Genomic DNA, 21172 nt, shown 5'->3' with positions numbered 1-21172 from the left:
AAACGCTTCGGCGATTTTCAGCCGGACCATGACACCGCTGTAAGTCTCTTAATTCAATGGCGTAATGTCATCGCTGAATAAAGACAAACATTACTGGGGAACCCTCAGCCCCAAAACAGTAGAGGGAAGGATAGAGATTACGAACGTAAATCAATAACCATCCGGCCACGGATTTGCCCTTGTTCCATCTCTTTGAAGATAGCGTTGATATCTTCTAGCGGACGCATTGTTACTTTCGGAACAACTTTACCTTCGGCGGCAAACTGGAACGCCTCCAGCAGATCCTGACGCGTACCGACAAGCGACCCCACAACCTGAATACCGTCCAGCACCAGACGTGGAATGTCCAGGCTCATGGCTTCCGGCGGCAGGCCGACGGCGACCACGCGGCCACCTGCGCGAACCGCATCCACCGCAGAGTTAAACGCTGCTTTTGCTACTGCGGTGACCACTGCGGCATGTGCGCCACCAGTTTTGGCCTGGATAACCTTTGCGGCATCTTCGCTTCGGGAGTTCACGGTCAAATCAGCACCCATACTGGCCGCTAATTTCAGCTGTTCGTCATTAACGTCAATGGCAATAACTTTGGCATTGAACACGTTTTTGGCGTATTGCAGCGCAAGGTTACCCAGCCCACCGAGGCCGTAAATCGCAATCCACTGGCCGGGTTTGATATGGGAAATTTTCACAGCTTTATAGGTGGTAACCCCAGCACAGGTAATGCTGCTGGCGGCGGCAGAGTCGAGACCATCCGGGACTTTTACCGCGTAATCGGCGGTCACGATGCACTCCTGCGCCATGCCGCCGTCTACGGAATAACCGGCGTTTTTAACATCACGGCACAGGGTTTCGTTACCGGTATTACAGTATTCACAATGTCCGCAGCCTTCGAAGAACCACGCCACGCTTGTCCGATCGCCAACCTTAAGTGAGGTGACGCCCGGCCCAATCTCTTTCACGATGCCAATCCCTTCATGGCCCAGGATAACCCCGGTCTTATCCCCGAAGTCACCGTTCTTAACATGCAGATCGGTGTGGCAAACGCCACAGCATTCCATCGTTAACAGCGCTTCGCCATGTTGCAGCGGACGCAGGGTTTTTTCAGCGATATTCACCTGATGATCGTGGGTGACAACAGCAGCCTTCATATGTTTCTCCTTATTCATTATGAGATTCTGCATAGCAGGTACGGCGTATATGAGAATACGTCTTACTCCTTAAGGATTAGAGTTTTGCAGATGTTATGCAAGGCCGCAGCAACATAATGTCATCATTTTATTCAGTTTTTGTTCATTAATGCGGCAAAATGGCATCAATCCCCTCAATATAGGGGGCGGTAAAAAACTGACAAAAAACTGTCATGGCTCTGACATGAACCAAACGTAACGTGTTGTCTTCCTAATAACCGAAGAGTTAAAAGACAATGCATCTGGTGAAAAAACTTATCGCAATCAGCGTTTTCCTGTCCGCTTCCGTTCAGGCGCAAAACATCCTCGAATTTCCTCAGCCGGAGAACAACCCGGAAGAGTTCTATGCCGTTACGGAAATCCCGGCAGGCGGCATTATCAAATATGAAACCGACGCCAAAACCGGTTTTATCGTTGCTGACCGTTTCCAGTCCATGCCTGTGGCTTATCCGGCGAACTATGGTTCCCTGACACAATCTCTGGCGGGTGACGGTGACCCGCTGGACGTGATTTTCTATACCCGTGCGCCAATGGCTCCGGGTACGCTCATCAAGCTGCGTGCGATTGGCGTGCTGAAGATGGTGGATGGCGGTGAGAAGGACGATAAAATCGTGGCTGTTCCTGCGAGTAAAATCGACCCAACTTACGACGATATCAAAGAGCTGAAAGACCTGCCGAAAATCGAAGTGCAGCGTCTGGAGTCATTCTTCCGCGTTTACAAACAGCTGCCAGAAGGGCGCAAAAAAGTTGAGCTGAGCGGCTTTAACGATGCGGCGACCGCGAAGCAGGAAATTAAACAGGCATGGGATGCCTGGAAAGAGAAAAACCCGCAGTAATACTCTGGCCCGGCGGGGTTAACCGCCGGGCGCAGACTTACAGTTGTGCTTCCAGCTCCTCTATTTCTTTACGCCATTGTGCCTGCAACTGCGGCTTTTGATGCTTCGGTTTACGCGCTAAGTCCTCAGCAAGCAGTGTCTCAAGCGCCACCAGTCTTTCCAGCACATCGTCATACGGCGACGGTGTTTTGTCCCGTGGTAGCGCGGTATCGACCGGTTGCGTCAGCCCCGAACTTTCACGCAGACGCTCGAACACGGCGTCGGCATCGTGCCATTCGCTGAGCTTACCGTCTTCAATCAGCCAGAAACGATTGCAGCTCTGAGCGATCAGCTGTCGGTCGTGGCTAACCAGTAGTACGCCGCCCTCAAACTGTTGCAGGGTATCGGCTAGCGCCTCTTTACCTTCCATGTCCAGGTGGTTGGTTGGTTCATCCAGCATCAGAAGGCTGTAACGGGCGAGCGTCAGCCCGACAAACAGTAAGCGAGAGCGCTCGCCGCCGCTGAGCGTGCTGACCAACTGCCCATGACGCGCCCACGGGAAGCCAGCACTAATCAGCGCCATTTTTCGATCCTGCGGGTTTGGCGCAAAGGGCTCTAGCGCGTCCAGCAGAGGGGCATCGTCCGGGAGCTGGTGCAGCGTCTGGTCGTAATAACCCGGCGCAACACGCGGGTGGAGTTTCAGCGTATCCGTTGATTGCTCAGCACGACATTGCTGCCAGATAAGCTTCATCAGGGACGACTTACCACAGCCGTTACGCCCGATAATGGCAACCCGATCACCACTTTTCAGCCGCGCGATGTCCACCGTGAACAAAGCAGGTAAACCCGGCGCCGGAGGCACGTCGAGATTATCCATCTCCAGCAAACGATCGGCCCGTAGCGCATCGCCCCGCAGGGTTAACGTCCACTGGCTGCCGGCAGTGACTTCCGTCTGGCTCTCTTTGAGCCGTTCGACCTGTTTTTCCATCTGCTTGGCTTTGCGGGCGAGATCTTCGTTGTCGTAAACCTTGCCCCAGGTCGCCAGCCGTTTCGCACTGGCTGCGACGCGATCGATCTCTTTTTGCTCAGCCTTGTGGCGCAGGGCATCGCTTTCATCCTTCGCGACCAGCGCTTTGCGTGCCGCAGTACAGGGGAGCGCAAAGTAGTGCAGCGCTTTATCGCGCAGGATCCAGCTGCCGTTGGTGACAGCATCCAGCAATTGCCTGTCATGTGATACCAGCACAAAGCTACCGGTCCAGTTTTGTAAAAACTGCTCCAGCCAGAGCATCGTCGGCAGATCAAGGTGGTTACTGGGTTCATCCAGCAGCAGTAGATCCGGCTCGCTGATCAACGCCCGCGCCAGCAACAGGCGGGTATGTTGCCCGCCGCTGAGGGTGGCGGATTGCAGGGCGGTGTCCTGCGGCGAAAATCCCATGCTGGCCAGCAGCGTTTCCGCTTTCCAGCGCAGGCTGTCACGTTCAGCCGCGGGCAACTGCGCCAGTACGGCATCGAGCATGGTTAGCGGGAAAATTGCTTCCGGCAGATGTTGTTCTACACGTGCCATCATGCAGTGCCCGGCCAGTGCGACCGTGCCCGCCGCGGGGGAGTCTGTGCCGTCCAGTATCTTCAGCAGCGTACTTTTACCGCAGCCGTTATCGCCCAGCAGGCCAATGCGGTCGCCTTTTTTCAGCGTAAAGGAGAGTGAGTCGAAGAGCGTGCCAAACGCCGTATCAACACGTAAAGATTGTGCAGTGAGTAAAGTGCTCATTTGTTGCTTACCCAAGAGTTACAGGCATGTTTATGCCTCGTCAAACATCGCTGACGATAACTCAGTAAGCCCGAGAGAAGGGATTTCAGGGATTGGTGTCTTCGCTCAAGCCGAAGTTATCGCAGCACGATATCGATAACGCTTGAGCTGGTACGATTACCAAATGTATGTGAAAAATGGAAAATTTCACAGTACAGCATAATTGGCCTCCTTATATATTCAGTGGGTTAATGGATGAAGGGAGTGTAGCGGGGAATGTCAGGCCCGGCAAGCGGGCGCTGAGCAAACGATGTGCCGTGTGGCGTCTACGCCTAACCTGGCCTACGTTTTAGATCGAGGTACGGCGATAACTCCGGTATTCCGGCATCCAGAAGTTATCGTCGATGGCTTGTTGCAGTGCATCGGCAGAGGTTTTGATTGCCACGCCTTGCTGCTGCGCCATTTTTCCCACCGCAAAGGCGATAGCGCGGGACACCTTGTGAATGTCTTTCAGCTCTGGCAACACCAGGCCTTCCCCGTCATTGACCAGTGGCGAGTGCTTCGCCAGGGTTTCACTGGCAGACATCAGCATTTCGTCGGTAATGCGCGATGCACCGGAAGCAATAACCCCCAGACCAATTCCCGGGAAGATGTAGGAGTTGTTGCACTGGGCGATTGGGTAGGTTTTATCCTTCCACACGACCGGATCAAACGGGCTGCCGGTGGCAACCAGCGCATTGCCTTCGGTCCAGGCGATGATGTCCTGCGGGGTCGCTTCCACACGCGAGGTCGGGTTAGACAGTGGCATCACGATAGGGCGTTCGCAGTGTTTGTGCATCTCACGAATAATCTCTTCGGTGAAGAGACCGGTTTGCCCGGAAACGCCGATCAGAATATCCGGCTTCACGTTGCGCACCACATCCAGCAGGGACAACACTTCGTTATCGGTATCCCAGTTTTTCAGGTTATCGCGTTTTTGTACCAGCTTAGTCTGGAACGGCAGCAGATTTGGCATCGCGTCGGTCAGCAGGCCAAAACGGTCAACCATAAAGACACGGGAGCGCGCCAGCTCTTCGCTTAAGCCTTCACGCTGGGTTTGGGCGATGATCTGTTCGGCAATACCGCAACCCGCAGAGCCTGCACCCAGGAAGACGATTTTCTGATAACTCAGCTGGCTACCTGCCGCACGGCTGGCGGCGATCAGCGTGCCAACGGTCACTGCCGCAGTACCCTGAATATCGTCATTGAAAGAGCAGATCTCATCGCGATAGCGATTCAGCAGCGGCATGGCGTTTTTCTGCGCAAAATCTTCAAATTGCAGCAGCACATCTGGCCAGCGGTGTTTCACGGCCTGGATAAAGTCATCGACAAACTGATAGTACTCGTCGTCAGTGATACGTGGATGACGCCAGCCCATATACAGCGGGTCGTTCAGCAACTGCTGATTGTTGGTCCCCACATCCAGCACCACCGGAAGGGTATACGCTGGGCTGATACCGCCACACGCGGTATACAACGACAGCTTACCGATAGGAATGCCCATCCCGCCGATGCCCTGGTCACCCAGGCCCAGAATACGTTCGCCATCGGTCACCACGATCACTTTGATGTTGTGGTTTGGAACGTTTTGCAGAATGTCATCCATGTTGTGACGGTTCTGATAAGAGATAAACACGCCGCGGGAACGACGGTAGATCTCAGAGAAACGTTCACACGCCGCACCCACCGTTGGGGTGTAGATAACCGGCATCATCTCTTCGAGATGGTTTTGCACCAGACGATAGAACAGGGTTTCGTTAGTATCCTGGATGTTACGCAGATAGATGTGCTTATCGATTTCGGTTTTGAAGCCCTGATACTGGATCCAGGCACGTTCCGCTTGTTCCTCGATAGTTTCAACCACTTCTGGTAACAGGCCGAGCAGGTTGAAGCTACTGCGCTCTTCCATGCTGAAGGCGCTGCCTTTGTTAAGCAGGGGGAATTCAAGCAGAACGGGTCCGGCATAGGGGATATATAGGGAACGATGTTTTTTCAGTTTGTTGTCCATGTCACTCACTCTTTTTTGAAGATCCGTCCCTGACACTGCGGTTGTCATCTTTCTGGCCTGTGCTGCGGGTTTCGGTCGGGCAGTATTATAGAGGAGCTGAATGTTAATTACCGCAACCGAGAAACAAAAACACCATCGGTTTTGCCGATGGTGTTGTGCGTCATAAGCGGAAACTTACTTCTCAGCGTGGCGTTTTCTGCCCGTTGCATGAGCGATAACCGTTTCATGGTTATCTTCGATTACCACTTTTTTGTGGTTAGAAATCTTGTAGTTCAGTCCCAGAATATGGCGTGCCTTACGGTTCGATTTCATGCGTACTCCTCAATCCTGTTGATAGTTTTAAGGACAACTCCGCGTGTGCGGAAGAAATGTAACCCCTTAGGTTGCCAATCCAGCTTAGCAGATTTTCACATTACCACTTCATTTCGCCAGTATTCACTTTGGCGCTCAGTTCCACGGAACTGGCTTCGGCCAGGTTTGGCCACTGGGTTTTCATGGCATTAATCACGCCTGCGGAATCTTTATGTTGCGCCAGTGCGTCTTCAAACTGCGCCAGATACTGACGGGTAAAGGCAATGGCCTCGCTTCCGGCAGGCGGTGTGCCAAGATAATGCCCGGGGATCACGCGCTCAGGTTTATGTGCTGCCATGCTGTCCAGCGTCTGTTGCCACTGCTGGCGGCTCTCTTTGCTCTGGGTATCGGCGGTCCAGACGTGAATTCCCCATGAAACCCCGGTGCCGCCCAGGATGGTTTTTGCTGACGGGATCCACACATATGCGGCATAGCTGTCGGGCTGCTCAATATCGATTTTTTCGCCGTCAACCATAAAGGTTGTCGAGGCGATAACCTGCGGGACCACCAGCGTGGTTGGCGCGCCGTCTTTCATCTGCGGCCCCCAGAAGGCGAGCTTGGCATCTTTGGTGGCCTTAATGTGATCAACCACTTTTTGCGTTGCCACGACCTTCGCGTTAGGGAAAGCTTTCACCAGCGGTTGCAGGCCAAAATAGAAATCCGGGTCGCCGGAGGTGATCACTATCTTATTGAGCGTCTTGCCACTTCGACGAATTTTTTCGACCAACTGCTCGCCGTCTTTCACGCTGAATTGGGCATCAAACAGCACCGCTTCAGTTGGCCCGGACACCAGCGTGGACGACACGGCAAAAATGCCTTTTTCCTGCGGGTTGTAGCTATCAATGGTTAATGGCGCTGCGAAAACAGCCGGAGTGAAAAGGGTGCACAGTACTGCAAGGCGGGTGAGCTTCATCATCATGTCTCTGTTATTCAGGAAAGTCTCTATTGTATGGATTTCTGCATTTGCCAGAATTCCTGAAACAAGACATGCTTAGTTTCATAAATCGAGCAGATGGAGCACAACATGGATCGCGTTATTGCCGCCCAGGTCTATAACCGGATATGCGAACTAGGAAGCCTGAGCGCCGCCTCGCGCTCTCTTGGGATCTCGCGCCCGATGGTCAGCCGTTATCTGGAGCAGATGGAAAAGTGGGCCGGAACACGGCTGGTAAACCGTTCCACGCGCAAACTGACGCTGACGGCGGCGGGGGAAAAAGTGCTGCTGAAAACGCGCTCACTCTCGCAAATTTCCCAGGAAATAGAAGACCAGTCCGCCAAAGACTTGCCTTCAGGCACCTTGCGGGTGGCCTGCGCGCATTTTACGGCAATGCATATGATTGCCCCTGTGTTGCCTGAACTGTTATCACGCTACCCACAGCTGCGTATTGAGCTGGATGTGAATAACCACCCGGTGAGCCTGGTCGGTGAGCGTATTGATGTGGCTATCCGCATTACCGATAACCCGGAGCCCGGGATGATTGCCCGGCGACTGGGGGAGTGTCGCTCGGTACTTTGCGCTTCGCCAGGCTACCTGGCCGCGCGGGGTACACCGAAGTGCCTGGAAGACCTGGCGCAGCATAACTGCCTGCATTACAGCTTCTTTGCCGGGCAGTCCTGGCACTTTGTCACCGGCGAGGGCGAGCAGGTAAGCGTGGCGGTTAGCGGGAATCTCAGCGCCAGTATCTCGTCGTTGTTGATGGAATCGGCGATTCAGGATGGTGGGATCGCGATGTTACCGGAACGAGAAGCCCAGGTCGCGCTGGCTGCGGGGCGATTAGTGCCGGTGCTTACGTCATTCACGCCAAAGTCGCTGGCCATTTACGGTATTTATCAGTCACGTGAGTATCAGCCTGCGGCATTGCGGGTGTTCCTTGATGAGCTTGCGCGTAACCTGCGTTAATTCATGAGCTACGCTCATTAGCCTATGCCACTTTTATCCATAGTCAGCGCGCCGGGGGTGCAGTAGCGTTGTACGGCTCCTTCTGCGCATTACCATGAAATGAGGTAACGAGATGAAAGTATTAGGTTATGCAGCAAAAACGCCAACCGCGCCACTGGCTCCCTTCACCTTTGACCGCCGCGAGCCGCGTCCTGACGACGTTGTTATTGAGATCCTGTACTGCGGCGTTTGTCACTCCGATTTGCATCAGGCGCGTAACGACTGGGGATTCAGCGAATATCCTATCGTTCCGGGCCATGAAGTGATTGGTCGGATTGTCTCAGTAGGTGACAGCGTCACCAAATTTAAGGCGGGCGATCTGGCCGGTATTGGTTGCATGGTGGATTCCTGCCGTGAATGTAATCCGTGTCAACAGGGGCTTGAGCAGTATTGCGAAGAGGGCAATGTTCAAACCTATAACGGCCACGACCGCCACGATCATCAGCCCACCTACGGCGGCTATTCTCAGACGATTATCGCCAGCGAAGCCTTTGTACTGCACATTCCGCAAGGTATCGGTCTGAAAGGCGCGGCACCGTTACTTTGTGCCGGGATCACCACCTGGTCGCCGCTACGCCACTGGAATATTGGCAAGGGCAGTAAAGTCGCCGTTGTTGGTTTGGGCGGGCTGGGGCATATGGCCATTAAGCTGGCGCACGGACTGGGTGCAGAGGTTACGCTCTTTACCCGTTCACCCGGGAAAGAAGCGGATGCTCGCCGACTTGGGGCTGACCATATCGTCTACTCAACGGATGCCAATCAGATGCAGTCGGTGGCGAATCAGTTCGACCTGATTATCGATACCGTGCCGTACGTTCACGATATTAATCCTTATATGTCGACCTTAACGCTCGATGGCACCCTGGTGTTTGTCGGCTTCCTTGGCGATAACCCGCCGGTAAGCACTTTGCCGCTGATCCTGGGGCGCAAGTCAGTGGCGGGTTCGTGCATTGGCGGTATTGCCGAAACCCAGGAGATGCTCGATTTCTGTGGAGAACACGGAATTACCGCCGATGTGGAAGTGATCAAAATGGATGAGATCAACGATGCTTTCGAAAGAATGCTGAAGAGTGATGTGAAGTACCGTTTTGTCATCGACATGAGCACCTTAAGCGCCAACGCGAAGTGAGAATAATCCGTGTTCGGCATTAAGAAAAATGCGTTGTCTATACTTAACCCTTTGTAAGGCAAAAGGAGAGCAACAATGACGATTCATAAACACGGTTCGGCACACTGGTCTGGCGACATTAAACGCGGAAAAGGGACGGTTTCTACAGAGAGTGGCGTTCTTAACCAACAACCTTATGGTTTCAACACCCGTTTCGAAGGCGCAAAGGGTACCAACCCGGAAGAGTTGATAGGTGCAGCGCACGCGGCCTGTTTCTCTATGGCACTGTCGCTGATGCTGGGCGAAGCAGGCTACACCGCAGACTCCATCGATACCACCGCGGATGTGTCGCTGGATAAAACAGACAGTGGTTTTGCAATAAGCAAAATTGCGCTGCAAAGTCAGGTCACGGTGCCTGGCATTGATCCGCAGCAGTTCGACGGCATTATCCAGAAAGCCAAAGCGGGTTGCCCGGTGTCACAGGTACTGAAAGCAGAAATCTCGCTGGATTATAAGCTTAACTAAGCCAGAGCCGGGGCCGCCCCGGCTATCCCTTTAACCCCGCCGGAAATACCTCACCAAGCCAGCTAATAAATACGCGTAAACGATGTGTCAGGTGTCTGTTTTGCGGATAGACCACATGGAATGGATAGGCTGCCGGGCGCCATGCCTGAAGGATCTCAACCATCAAGCCGTCTTTCAGGTGCGTTTTAACGGAATAAGCAAAGGTCTGGATGATGCCCAATCCGGCGACTGACGCCGCGAGGTGGGCGTTGCTTTCATTCACTCCCAGATAGTGTGGGGCGCTGATTTCCCGCGTTTCGCCGTTTTCGCGAAATCGGAACGGGAAGGGTCTGCCGGTTGCGGGGGATAAATAACTGATCAGCCTGTGGCCATTACGCAGCTCTTCTGGATATGCCGGGATACCGTATTTTTTCAGATAATCCGGTGTGGTACAGGTGACCATCTCAGCATCACCAATATGACGTGCGATAAGGCTGGAGTCATTGAGCGGGCCGCCACGGATCACACAGTCCACATTGCCGCTAATCAAATCGACAGGGCGATCCGCCACGCCCAGATCAATGCGGATATCCGGATAGCGCTGCATAAAATCGGGCAGCAGGGGGATCAGAACATCCCGGGCAGTTGAGCCTCCGACGTCAATACGCAAATGTCCCTTTGGCGTGCTGCGCGTTACGCGAAACGAGGTATCGATATCTTCGATATCAATCAGCACCCGCAGGGCTTTTTCGTAATATTCCTCGCCTTCAGGTGTGCTCACCACCCGGCGCGTAGTGCGGTGCAGCAAACGCACTTCAAGATGGGTTTCAAGCGACTTCACCAGCTTGCTCAGGGTTGCAATGGGCATGTTCAGTGAATCTGCTGCCTGGGTAAAGCTCCCGGTTTCCACCACGCGGGTAAACGCGCGCATCGCCATTAACTGATCCACTCTGCAATCCCCCTGATTATTTCTGTGCGTGAATAGTCATTTTCATTTTTGCTGGTTTTTCACTAATCACGCAAGCGATAAAGTGATTTCAACGCAAGCGAAAGCCCCTTCAACCGTTTTTGCTGGCATCTACTCCACATAACAGAAGGTGAATCACATGAATCAGAATCTCTCAGGTAAAATTGCACTGGTCACTGGCGGTAGCACAGGTATTGGTCTTGCCACCGCGCAGGAACTGGCCGCGCAGGGCGCAAACGTCTATATCACCGGCCGCCGTCAGGCAGAACTGGATGCGGCCACCGCCGAAATTGGTGCCGCTGCGGTGGGTATCCGTGCCGACGTTTCCAGATTGTCTGACCTCGACCAGGTGTATGCGCAGATTGCCAAAGAGGCTGGCCGCCTTGATATCCTGTTCGCTAATGCTGGTGGCGGTGACATGCTGCCGTTAGGTGCCATCACGGAAGAGCAGTTCGACAGAATATTTGGCACGAACGTGCGTGGGGTGCTGTTTACCGTGCAAAAAGCGCTGCCGCTGCTTTCAACCGGCTCGTCCATCATTCTGACAGGCTCTACGGTGTCGATTAAAGGTACGGCGAACTTCAGCGTCTACAGCGCCAGTAAAGCGGCCGTGCGTAACTTTGCCCGCTCGTGGGCGCTGGATCTGCAAGGCCGTGGGATCCGCGTCAATGTGGTGAGCCCTGGCCCAATCAAAACGCCTGGCCTTGGTGATTTAGTCCCGGAAGAACACCGCCAGGGCTTGTATGACGCACTGGCCGCACAGGTGCCACTGGGTCGCTTAGGCGCGCCAGGGGAAGTGGGTAAAGCGGTGGCGTTTTTGGCCTCTGATGCTGCAAGCTTTATCAATGCCACCGAGTTGTTTGTCGACGGCGGCATGGCCCAGATTTAAGGCTGATAAAGCACCGTTAAATCGCCGCCCATGCGGCGATTTTTTTGTGGGTGGCTGGCATCGCGCAGCGAAATAGTGACACTGTCACACTCCACTAAGGTGCAGTAAGGCACAAGCCAGTCCGTATTGCGGTTATCATGCTGCAAAACCCAGTTTGCCAGGCGTTGCAGGGCGTATTGGTTTTCCGGGAACAGGTCAACACCGTTGGCCTTCGCAAAGCTTGCGATCATAACCAGCGGTTGCAGGGCGTAATTGTGGTACGCCGCCGCCCGCTCGCGGCGTTTACGTTCATTGGGCAAGGTGCCATCCGCTTCAATCTGCCTGGCGGCAATGCGGTACTCTTTTACCGACCAGTTAAATAAATCCTGTCTGTTTAGCGCCACCGATGCAGCCATCACCGACCATGCGGCCCAGTAGCTGTGGTTATTGGTTTTGGTCAGCGGCAGCCCGTCCCAGTCCTGTACAACTTTGTCGGCCAGCAAGGCTAACCAGCGTTCAATATCTGCATTTTCTTTTAACGTCGAACCGGGCATAAATTTCAGTTCAACCCAGCCTGTGGCCAGAGTTGCCAGCGCCCATTTACGCATCGACCGCCCGGTATGGTTGGTGTGGGCAGAGGTCAGGGCGTTGGCGTCAGCCCACTGCGTAAAGCCTCTCAGGATACAGTCCCGCGTTTTCGTATCACCGGTATATTTATAGCGCCAGATCATCTGTGAGATGCCGCGTTCAAAATCGGTTATTGGTTTGGTTTCGTCACGAAAGGCTTTTTCAGCGTCAGGATTGAGCGTTGCGCGGGCGCTGTCAGAACCTTCGTATTTGCTGCGAAACACCAGGTCTGCGGTATAAGGCGCAGGCAGCGTGACACAACTTCCGTGCCCGGTGTGGGGTAACGGTTTGGCAAATCCCGGTGGCGGCACAAGCTGTGCCGCACAGGCATAAACGGGTAAACAGGCAAGGAAAAGAACAATTCGCATCAGGTGACTTTACGCCAGCAGCGTACCGCGCGTCCATCGGCTGCGGGTTGCAGCGACTGCGGCGCCTGGCAACCCTCCGTCGCCAGTGGGCAGCGATCGCGAAAATAACAGCCTGTGGGAAGATGCCGGTTACCTGGCAGATCCGTTTTTCGCAGTGCCAGACTGTCATCCAGTGGTTCGCCAGTTCTGGGGACGGAATCGAGCAACAGCTGGGTATACGGGTGACGCGGATGGCTCAGTACCTGCCGGGCAGGGCCTAACTCGACAATTTGCCCCAGATACATCACCGCTACCCGGTCGCTCATATGCCGCACGACTGAGACGTTATGCGAAATCAGCACATAGGTGAGATTACGCTGCTGTTGCAGCTTGACCAGCAGATTCAGGATCTGCGCCTGGACGGAAATATCCAGCGCGCTGGTGGGTTCATCCAGTACGATGATATCGGGATCGGATGAGAGCGCACGGGCAATGGCGATGCGCTGGCGCTGCCCGCCGGAAAACGCATGTGGCAGCCTGACGAGGTATTCCGCGCGAATACCCACCTGTTGGGCCAGGTTTTCTGCAAGCTGGCGGCGTTCGCGCTCGCTGCTGCGTTTTTGTACCCACACGGGCTCGGTAATAATTCGCCAGACGGGCAGACGCGGGTCGAGAGACGAGAGCGGATCCTGAAACACCATCTGCATCCCGCCTGCGCTGTTTGTCCGGTGACAATCGCCGGTACTCGGTCTGAGCATCCCCATCAGCAGCTGTGCCAGGGTGCTTTTCCCGCAGCCGGACTCCCCGACAATGCCCAGCGTTTCGCCCCTGTGAATTTGCAGATCCATCCCGTTGAGGGCGTGAACCTGCTCCGTTACGCGGCCCAACCAGTTTTTTCGGGCCGGGAAATTCACATGTACATGGGCCAGTTCGAGCAAAATGTCAGACATGGCGTTCCTCCAGTTGCGGATACCAGCACGCCGCCAGCTGGCCCTGCGCGCCATTCGGCGTTAAACGTGGCGTGTCGGTGCATTTTGCCCCTGCGGCAAAACAGCGTTCACGGAAAGCACAGCCTTGCGGTAAACGGGTCAGATTCGGCACCGTGCCGGGAATGGCGGGCAGCATGTCACGCGGCTCACCGTTTTCCGGCGCACACTGCAACAGACCAATGGAATACGGGTGAACCGGGTGGTGGATAATCGTCTGGGTGGTTCCGCTCTCAATGACGCTGCCGGCGTACATCACATACAGACGATCGCAGAGCTGCGATACCACCGCCATATCATGGCTGATAAACAGCACCGACGTGCCGCTGGCGCGGGCTTTGTGTTTAAGCAACCGCAGCACCTGCAATTGCACGGTGACATCCAGCGCGGTGGTGGGTTCATCGGCAATGATCAGCTCCGGCTCGCAGGAAAAGGCAAGGGCGATCATCACCCGCTGGCGCATCCCGCCGGAAAGCTCAAACGGGTAACGATCCATCACTTCGCCCGCATCCGGGATTTGCATCTCTTCCAGCAGTGAAATGGCTTTTTTCTGCGCGTCGCGGCGCGAAAGGGGCTGGTGCTGGCGGATAACCTCCACCATCTGCTTGCCAATGCGCCGTGTGGGGTTGAGCGCCGTCATCGGCTCCTGGAATATCATCGCCACTTTTGCCCCGCGCCACTGGCGAAGCTGTTTTTCTGAGGCATTCAGCACATCTTCACCCAGCAGTGTCACCTGCCCGTGATGAACGTGATAGCTCCCCTCCGGCAACAGTCGCATGGCCAGCATCGCCGTCACCGATTTCCCGGAGCCGGACTCGCCCACCACGCCGACAATTTCGCCGCGTTTGATCTCAAGAGACACATGGTTTAACGCGTGGACTTCACCGCGAAACACCGGGAAGCTGAGGTGTAAATCATCAATGGATAAAACCGATTCGCTCATCACTGTTTCCCTCCTGATTTCGGGTCAAGCAGATCGCGGATACCGTCGCCAAACAGGTTGAAGCCCACGGCGGTGATCAGAATGGCCGCTCCGGGAAACGCGCAGTACCACCACTGGTCGAGGACATAGTTACGGCCTACAGCCACCATCGCCCCCCATTCCGCCGTGGGTTGCTGAGCACCTAAACCGATAAACCCCAGCGTGGCCGCCATCAGGATCGCGCTGCCGATATCCAGCGAGGCCTGGACAATCAGCGGCGGCAGGGCATTTCGCAGGATATGCCAGCTGATCAGGTGCCAGCGTGATGCACCAAACGTCCGCGCCGCCTGCACATAAGTAAACTGGCGTACCACCAGCGTCTGCCCGCGCGCCAGGCGCACGTAAAACGGAATGCGAACAATCGCAATCGCCAGCATGGCGTTAAACAGGCTGGGGCCAAGTGCCGCCGCCAGCGCCATGGTCAGGACCAGAGAAGGGATCGACAGCATGATATCCATCACCCGCATGATGATGGCGTCTCCTCGTCCACCGAGCACCCCGGATAAACAGCCCAGCAGCGAACCAATCCCGCCGGCAATTACCACCACGGCGAGCCCGGCAGTGATTGACTGCTGGCTACCCACCAGAACGCGGCTGAACAGGTCGCGGCCCACTTCGTCGGTGCCAAACCAGTGCTGCGCCGAGGGCGCCTGTAACCGTGCGGTCAGATCCAGGGCATTTGGATCGTGAGGAACAATCCATGGCGAGGTAAGCATTAACGCCAGCATCAGGAACATAATCATGCCGCCAATCATCGTCAGCGGGCTTTTACGCAGCAACCAGAACAGTTTTGCCCAGTCGATGCGCGGTTTGTTACTTTTAATGGGGACGGGCGTTTCCTGGGTCAACATCATTCGGCACCTCCGCGCCCGATTCGGGGATCAATCCACAGATAGAGCAGATCGACCACCAGATTCACGAAAACGTAAGCCAGCGACACCACGACGGCAAAGCCCATCACAGCGGGGAAATCGAGCGCCTGGATAGAGGTCACTACCCATGCGCCCATCCCCGGCCAGGCAAAGACGGTTTCAGTTAACACTGCGCCGTAGAGCAGGTCGCCAAGGGCCAGACCAAGCACGGTGATGGACGGGATCATCGCGTTAGGTAAGGCGTAGCGTAAAACGATGTACCAGCCCGGCAAGCCGCTGGCGCGGGCGGTACGAATGTAATCCTCGCTCAGCTGTTCCAGCATGGCGGAGCGCACCTGGCGCGCCACTATGCCCAGATGCACGAATGCCAGGGTCAGCGAGGGTAAAATCAGGTGTTGCAGGGCGTTAAAAAAGACCTCGCCGTTGCCTTCGAGCAGGGCGTCCAGCAGATAAAACCCGGTGACGTGTGCGGGTGGGTCGAGCCAGTCGTCCAGCCTGCCGCCACCGGGCAGAATTTGCAGATGCCCGTAAAACAGTACGATCACCCCAAGCCCGAGCCAGAATGCCGGGGTGGAGATCCCGGTCATCGCCATCAGGCGCACCAGATGGTCGAGCCAGCGGTTGCGGTAAACCGCCGATAAAATCCCCAGCGGCACACCGATAACCAGCGCCAGCAGCAGAGAGCAGAACGCCAGCTCAAGGGTGGCCGGGAAGAAGGCTTTTAGATCTTCCGCGACCGGGCGACCGGTGCGGATAGAGGTGCCTAAATCACCGTGTACAAGGGCGTCCACATAGCGGCCGAACTGAATATAGAGCGGTTGATCCAGCCCCAACTGCTGGCGAATGCCCTGCACAATTTCGTCGCTGGCGCGGTCACCGGCCAGCAGGCGAGCCGGATCGCCGGGGATCAGGTGCGAAATGATAAAAGTGATGATACAGACACCCGCCACTACCAGGAGTAATCCCCAGCAGCGCTGGCGCACAATGCTCCAGAACGTCATACGCGTCTCCCCGGCCCGGACCGTTACTTGCTCATGGTGTCGATGTTGAATACCTGCTCAAGCATCGGGTTAAAGGTGAAGCCTTTCACCTCTTTGTTCATCGCCAGCTGGTAGTTTTTCTGGAACAGATACACATAGGCGGCCTCGTCGATCACAATCTTCTGCGCCTGCTGGTAATCTTTAGTGCGTTCTGCCTGGTCGGTGGTTTTCAGTGCTGCCTGCAACAAGGTATCGACCTCTTTGTTCTCATAGAACGAGCGGTTGCCTGGCAGCCCTTTTTTGTCCGACTCAAACCAGTAGTTCATGAACATGTACGGATCGGCGAAGTCCGGGCTCCAGTTACCGATAGCAATGTCATAATCACCTTTTCCGACGCGGTCACGCATGGTGGCGTTAGCCAGTTTTTCCAGTTTAACGTTGATCCCGAGCTTACCGAGGCTGGCCTGGGTGGACAGGGCGATAGGCTCCCAGTTCGGATCGTTATCGGAATAGAGGAAGGTCAGGCTGGCGGGTTTGTCTTTAACCTTCGCCAGCGCGTCTTTGGCTTTGGCCTCATCAAAGCTGTACTGCATGGCGGTTGCGTCAAAACCCCACATGCCGTCCGGGATTGGGCCGCGCATCTGCTTACCATTCCCGCTGAGAATACCTTTCACCATGCCCTGATAATCCGTCGCCCAGGAGACCGCACGGCGCAGATCCACCTGGTTAAGCGGCGCTTTGCTGTTATTGAGATACAGATAGGTCACACGCAGAGAGGGGTATTCCGCCACCGCCACTTTGCCTTCCTGCTTCAGGGCGGAAAGCTGATCTACCGGCAGGGAATCGGCGATATCCAGATCGCCGCGAGAGAGTTGCAGGCGACGCGATGCGCTCTCACCGATAATCTTCACCGAGACGCGCTTAAAGTGCGGCTTATTTCCCGGCCAGTGGGGGTTCGGCACCAGCACCAGCTGCTGACCTTTCTGCCAGCTTTTCAGCATAAACGGCCCGGAACCTGCGGTGTTTTGTGCCAGGAAGCCGCGCGCGTCATCGGCGGCGTTGGCTTTCAGTACGGCAGGGTTAATGATCGAGGCCCCGTCGTTCGCCAGGGTATACAGGAATGGCGCAAACGGCTGGCTTAAGGTGAATTTCACGGTGTGTTCATCCACCACATCCACTTTTAAATCTTTCGGGAAGGCTTCAGACGGCCCCTGGCTTAACTTCAGCAGACGCTCAAAGGAGAGTTTGACCGCCTCGGCGGTGACTGGTGTACCGTCTGAAAATTTTGCATTGTCCGTCAGGGTGAATGTCCACTCTTTCTGGTCGTCGGAGGCTTTCCAGCCGGTTGACAGATCGCCTTCAACCTCGGTGGTTCCGGGTTTGTATTTCACCAGACGCTGATACGATGGATAGGTCACGGTCCAGTCGTTGTTATCAATAGTGACCGCAGGATCAAGCGTTTGTGGATCGGCAGCTTTACCGATCACCAGCATATCTTTTGGCACCGCCGCCAGCACTGCGGGGGTGCTCATTGCCAGCGTGGCGGCAATCAAAGTCGTCAGAATCGTTGTTTTCATAGCAAGGCTCCAGATTTAAAGGGATGTGTGCGTCAACGGAAAACAGTCAAAACGATCGTCAAGAAGCGGGTAACTGGCGGCATTCGGTAGCTCGAAGTGCCACCATTCGCTGCTGATCCCCACAAAGCCGCCGCCAAACATAATGGCGTTGAGCAGCAGGCGGTTACGCTGCGCCTGCTGCGGCACAGAGGGGTGATAGGGGTGCGAGCGGTCGTGCATTTCGTCAAACCCGGCCCCCATATCCAGTATGTTGTCGTGCTCGTCCATCAGGGTGACGTCGATAGCGGTGCCGCGGCTATGGTTAGAGCCAATGGCCACGTCGACCACGTATTCCGGGTTCGGGCAGGCATCCCAGAGTTGCGCCTGCGCCTGCTGTGGCCGGTAGGCGTCGTACACCACCAGTTTCAGCCCGGCCAGCGTGGCGATGCTGATGGCCTTCGCCAGCGCGGTGGTAGCATCGGGATGCAGCAGGCACAAGGCTTCCCGATAGATAGGGTGGCCGGTAATGTTGTCGGCCGTCGCGTATTTGAGATCGATATGCAGCGTGGGGAAGGTTTTCGCCACATCAACCAGTTGACACTCTTCGGGCATAGCTCCGCTCCTTTAGCGTTCGAATTGACCAAACTCTTGTTGTAATTGTCGGTTTACTGCCAGACGTTCCGGGAGCGCCTCACCCAGCGCTTCCACCACGCCCGACAGCAGCAGGTTGAACAGACAGCTCACCGGTGCCAGGGAATCCCAGAAATGACCGGTATCGGTTTTCACCTGGAGCAGGTCCACAGGGTAATCCCGCGCCCACGGGCACCAGATGTCGGTGATAAGCGCCATGGGAATGTTCTTTTCACTCGCCACGCGGCAGTACTGACGGGCGATAGCCGAGTAGGCGCGGGTATCGGTCAGCACGATATAGGGGTGCATAAATCCGGAGTTCAGCGATTCAACCCAGCTGCCGGATAAACCTTCCGAATAGCTGACGCGCGGGCGCAGATATTCCAGATGACTGAAGAAGGCGTTTGCTATCCCGCGTGTCGACTGGATCCCCAGCACGAATACCGCATCGGCATGGGTTAAACGGTGAACGACCTGTTTAAAGGTTTCACTTTGCGCCAGCTGATAAACCTGGGTAATGGCGTCCACTTCGAGCGATAACGAATGCTGAACCCGGTCAGAAAGCGGGCGCTGCTGTTGCCAGGAGTCGAGGCGATCGTTCATTCCCCAGGGCTGATAAGGATCGCGCAGACTTTTTTTGGCGTCTTCCAGATTGCGATAGCCGAGCTTACGCAAGAAGCGGCCCACGGTGATGCCGCTGGTTCCGGTCGCCAGGGCAACGCTTTCCGCTGTTTCAAACGGAATTTGCGCACCATGCGCCAGCATCCAGCTCGCCACGCGTTTTTCACTGGGCGTGAGCTGGCTGAAGGTCGCTTCAATGCGGCTCATCATCTCTGGTTTTGTCGTCATGCCGCCTCGCTGTTAACAGGCTGTCAAACGCCGGTTTGTTGTTATCTGATTAACAATGCACGGCGCGTGCCATGTTCGCATGGCGCGGTTTTCCGCCTGCGCTGCAAAGTTAATGCAATATTTGTTTAACCAATGATCAACATTTGTGCAGCGTAGTTCACTTTTGGTGCAGTGAGCGGATGGCCGGGTATGATTTTGGTGAATACGTCAGTGCCTTCACATTTTTGTTAAGATAAAAGGTATCGTGAACAGGAAAGGGATATCGGCATGGCTAACCTGCCGTGGCGCATCAGTATGCGTCTGATGGTACTTGCAAAGAAAATAGCGCTGGTGATCGGTGTCGTGTTGATTGTGCTGCTCGCGATCCGCATTTATGCCTCGCAAAAAGGGCCGGCACTGCATGTATGGCATACCTGGACCGCAGATGAGATGTCGGTCGCAGAGATTGACCGCGCCAGCTTTGCGCAATACCTCACTCGGGAAAATGCCATTTTTAGTGACCTGCGCAGTCAGGTGACGGACAAAACCGAGGCGAGCGAACGTACGCCGCTTAACCGTTTTTACCGTCACAGCCTGGTGTGGCCTGGTCAGTTTTCGCCTGATGTCAACCGTTCGTTTGTTCTGATGCCCGCCGGAAAGCCACGCGGGGCGGTAGTGCTGTTGCATGGGCTGACGGATTCGCCGTATAGCGTCCGGCATCTTGCGGTTGATTATCAGCAGCGGGGATTTGTGGCGGTGGCCCCACGCCTGCCAGGGCACGGAACGGCACCGGGCTCACTCACCGATGTCGACTGGGAAACCTGGCTTGCCGTGACACGGCTTGCGGTGAGAGAAGCGACACGTCTGGCGGGTGATAACGTGCCGCTGCATCTGGTGGGCTATTCCAACGGCGGGGCGCTGGCCATGAAATATGCGCTCGATAGCCTGGATTCCCCGCAGCTTCGCAAACCGCAGCAACTGGTATTACTTTCCCCGATGATTGGCGTCACGGCGTTTGCGCGTTTTGCCGGGTTTGCTGGTTTACCCGCGATGCTCCCGGCATTTGCAAAAGCAGCATGGCTGAATATCGCCCCGGAGTATAACCCCTATAAATACAATTCGTTCCCGGTTAACGCCGCACGTCAGTCCTGGTTACTGACCCAGGCGCTGCAACAACAGCTCAGCCGCGATGCAAGAGAGAACAGGCTAGCCGCGTTAGCGCCCGTTATGGCATTTCAGTCAGTGATGGATTCAACGGTCAGTACCCGAGCTGTGGTCACCGAGCTGTTCGACCAACTTCCTGCAAACGGCAGCGAGCTTGTGATGTTTGATGTCAATCAGGCCGCTATTTTCCGCCCACTGTTCAGGGCATCGTCATGGACGGCTGTCTCTGAGCTGCTGCCCACTGCCGTAAGGCGTTACAGTGTCACCGTTATTACCAATGCCAACGCCCATACGTTCGACACCATCGCCAGAACCACGCCACCCGGGAGCCTGGAGGCGCAGGTTATCCCCTTGAACACGCCGTATCCGCAGGATGTGTATTCGCTGTCGCATATCGCGGTGCCATTCCCGCCCGATGACTCGCTGTATGGCAGTCGTCCGAAGGTGAAAAACCAGTATGGCGTCAGTCTGGGAACCGTTTCGCTGTGGGGTGAGACATCAGTACTGAGCGTTGGTAAAGATACGCTGATGCGTGTCACATCGAATCCTTTTTATGACTATATGCAGGAGCGGATCGACAGGCATATTGGTGGGGGAGAGACAAAGTAACCCGGACTTAGCAGGCGACGAAATAAGCAACAATTTAATTAATTTAACTTATGTTTAA

General features: G+C 55.4%; 20 protein-coding genes. 6 read left to right on the top strand and 14 right to left on the bottom strand.

Annotated features, from left to right (window positions below):
• Positions 1–137: 137 nt before the first annotated feature.
• Complete coding sequence (gene adhP, locus M987_RS17015; RefSeq protein ID WP_014070344.1) at positions 138–1148, bottom strand: alcohol dehydrogenase AdhP; 1011 nt, start codon at positions 1146–1148, stop codon at positions 138–140.
• A 275-nt stretch (positions 1149–1423) separates the two neighbouring features.
• Between adhP and M987_RS17010 the strand changes: the two genes are divergently transcribed.
• Entirely contained in the window at positions 1424–2023 is a 600-nt protein-coding gene (locus tag M987_RS17010) for an inorganic diphosphatase (protein WP_014070343.1), read from the top strand.
• A 37-nt stretch (positions 2024–2060) separates the two neighbouring features.
• On the opposite strand, the gene M987_RS17005 is transcribed toward M987_RS17010, so the two are convergent.
• The 4 genes from M987_RS17005 to M987_RS16990 all read right to left on the bottom strand — a co-directional run bounded on the left by M987_RS17005 (position 2061) and on the right by M987_RS16990 (position 7060).
• Positions 2061–3770, bottom strand: a complete 1710-nt coding sequence (locus M987_RS17005; RefSeq protein WP_014070342.1) for an ABC-F family ATP-binding cassette domain-containing protein — start codon at positions 3768–3770, stop codon at positions 2061–2063.
• 328 nt (positions 3771–4098) lie between these two features.
• Entirely contained in the window at positions 4099–5796 is a 1698-nt protein-coding gene (locus M987_RS17000; RefSeq protein WP_014070341.1) for an NAD-dependent malic enzyme, read from the bottom strand.
• Positions 5797–5970: 174 nt separating this feature from the next.
• Complete coding sequence (sra, locus tag M987_RS16995) at positions 5971–6108, bottom strand: stationary-phase-induced ribosome-associated protein (RefSeq protein WP_014070340.1); 138 nt, start codon at positions 6106–6108, stop codon at positions 5971–5973.
• Positions 6109–6208: 100 nt separating this feature from the next.
• Positions 6209–7060 carry a Vmh family MBL fold metallo-hydrolase gene (locus M987_RS16990; protein ID WP_041162069.1) on the bottom strand — a complete coding sequence of 284 codons (852 nt, stop codon included), beginning with the start codon at positions 7058–7060 and terminating at the stop codon, positions 6209–6211.
• Between the two features lie 111 nt (positions 7061–7171).
• Here M987_RS16990 and M987_RS16985 point away from each other — a divergent pair, with 111 nt between their 5' ends.
• From M987_RS16985 to M987_RS16975, 3 genes are all read left to right on the top strand, one after another.
• Positions 7172–8047, top strand: coding sequence for a LysR family transcriptional regulator (locus M987_RS16985; RefSeq protein WP_014070338.1), 876 nt, complete (start codon positions 7172–7174; stop codon positions 8045–8047).
• Between the two features lie 112 nt (positions 8048–8159).
• A complete protein-coding gene (locus M987_RS16980) occupies positions 8160–9215 on the top strand; it encodes an NAD(P)-dependent alcohol dehydrogenase (protein WP_014070337.1) in 1056 nt (351 codons plus the stop codon).
• Between the two features lie 75 nt (positions 9216–9290).
• Positions 9291–9719: an OsmC family protein gene (locus tag M987_RS16975; protein ID WP_014070336.1), complete on the top strand. Its 429-nt coding sequence runs from the start codon at positions 9291–9293 to the stop codon at positions 9717–9719.
• A gap of 22 nt (positions 9720–9741) precedes the next feature.
• Here M987_RS16975 and M987_RS16970 read toward each other — a convergent pair whose 3' ends face one another.
• On the bottom strand, positions 9742–10647 hold the full coding sequence (locus M987_RS16970; protein WP_041162067.1) for a LysR family transcriptional regulator: 906 nt from the start codon (positions 10645–10647) through the stop codon (positions 9742–9744).
• Positions 10648–10804: 157 nt separating this feature from the next.
• Here M987_RS16970 and M987_RS16965 point away from each other — a divergent pair, with 157 nt between their 5' ends.
• Positions 10805–11554, top strand: coding sequence for an SDR family NAD(P)-dependent oxidoreductase (locus M987_RS16965; RefSeq protein WP_014070334.1), 750 nt, complete (start codon positions 10805–10807; stop codon positions 11552–11554).
• Here M987_RS16965 and M987_RS16960 read toward each other — a convergent pair.
• From M987_RS16960 to M987_RS16925, 8 genes are read right to left on the bottom strand one after another with little or no spacing between them, the layout of a single operon-like run.
• The gene (locus M987_RS16960; protein WP_014070333.1) at positions 11551–12528 is read right to left on the bottom strand and encodes a mannuronate-specific alginate lyase; all 978 of its coding nucleotides are present in this window, start codon (positions 12526–12528) and stop codon (positions 11551–11553) included. The genes M987_RS16965 and M987_RS16960 overlap by 4 nt on opposite strands.
• Positions 12528–13457: an oligopeptide/dipeptide ABC transporter ATP-binding protein gene (locus M987_RS16955; protein WP_014070332.1), complete on the bottom strand. Its 930-nt coding sequence runs from the start codon at positions 13455–13457 to the stop codon at positions 12528–12530. The genes M987_RS16960 and M987_RS16955 overlap by 1 nt, the downstream gene beginning before the upstream one ends.
• Positions 13450–14436, bottom strand: a complete 987-nt coding sequence (locus M987_RS16950) for an ABC transporter ATP-binding protein (protein WP_014070331.1) — start codon at positions 14434–14436, stop codon at positions 13450–13452. The genes M987_RS16955 and M987_RS16950 overlap by 8 nt, the downstream gene beginning before the upstream one ends.
• Positions 14436–15329 carry a D,D-dipeptide ABC transporter permease gene (gene ddpC, locus M987_RS16945; RefSeq protein ID WP_014070330.1) on the bottom strand — a complete coding sequence of 298 codons (894 nt, stop codon included), beginning with the start codon at positions 15327–15329 and terminating at the stop codon, positions 14436–14438. Before ddpC ends, M987_RS16950 begins: the two co-directional genes overlap by 1 nt.
• Complete coding sequence (locus tag M987_RS16940) at positions 15326–16348, bottom strand: ABC transporter permease (RefSeq protein ID WP_014070329.1); 1023 nt, start codon at positions 16346–16348, stop codon at positions 15326–15328. Before M987_RS16940 ends, ddpC begins: the two co-directional genes overlap by 4 nt.
• A 23-nt stretch (positions 16349–16371) precedes the next feature.
• On the bottom strand, positions 16372–17904 hold the full coding sequence (locus M987_RS16935) for an ABC transporter substrate-binding protein (protein ID WP_014070328.1): 1533 nt from the start codon (positions 17902–17904) through the stop codon (positions 16372–16374).
• 15 nt (positions 17905–17919) lie between these two features.
• A complete protein-coding gene (ddpX, locus tag M987_RS16930; RefSeq protein ID WP_014070327.1) occupies positions 17920–18495 on the bottom strand; it encodes a D-alanyl-D-alanine dipeptidase in 576 nt (191 codons plus the stop codon).
• Between the two features lie 12 nt (positions 18496–18507).
• The gene (locus tag M987_RS16925; RefSeq protein ID WP_014070326.1) at positions 18508–19362 is read right to left on the bottom strand and encodes a MurR/RpiR family transcriptional regulator; all 855 of its coding nucleotides are present in this window, start codon (positions 19360–19362) and stop codon (positions 18508–18510) included.
• A 267-nt stretch (positions 19363–19629) separates the two neighbouring features.
• Between M987_RS16925 and M987_RS16920 the strand changes: the two genes are divergently transcribed.
• Positions 19630–21114, top strand: a complete 1485-nt coding sequence (locus M987_RS16920; protein ID WP_014070325.1) for an alpha/beta hydrolase — start codon at positions 19630–19632, stop codon at positions 21112–21114.
• Positions 21115–21172: the final 58 nt, after the last annotated feature.

Origin of the sequence: Enterobacter soli ATCC BAA-2102, from assembly GCF_001654845.1 — a bacterium.
Lineage (GTDB): Bacteria > Pseudomonadota > Gammaproteobacteria > Enterobacterales > Enterobacteriaceae > Enterobacter > Enterobacter soli.
The sequence above is the reverse complement of the archived record's forward strand: the minus strand, read 5'-3'. Positions and strand labels throughout refer to the sequence as shown.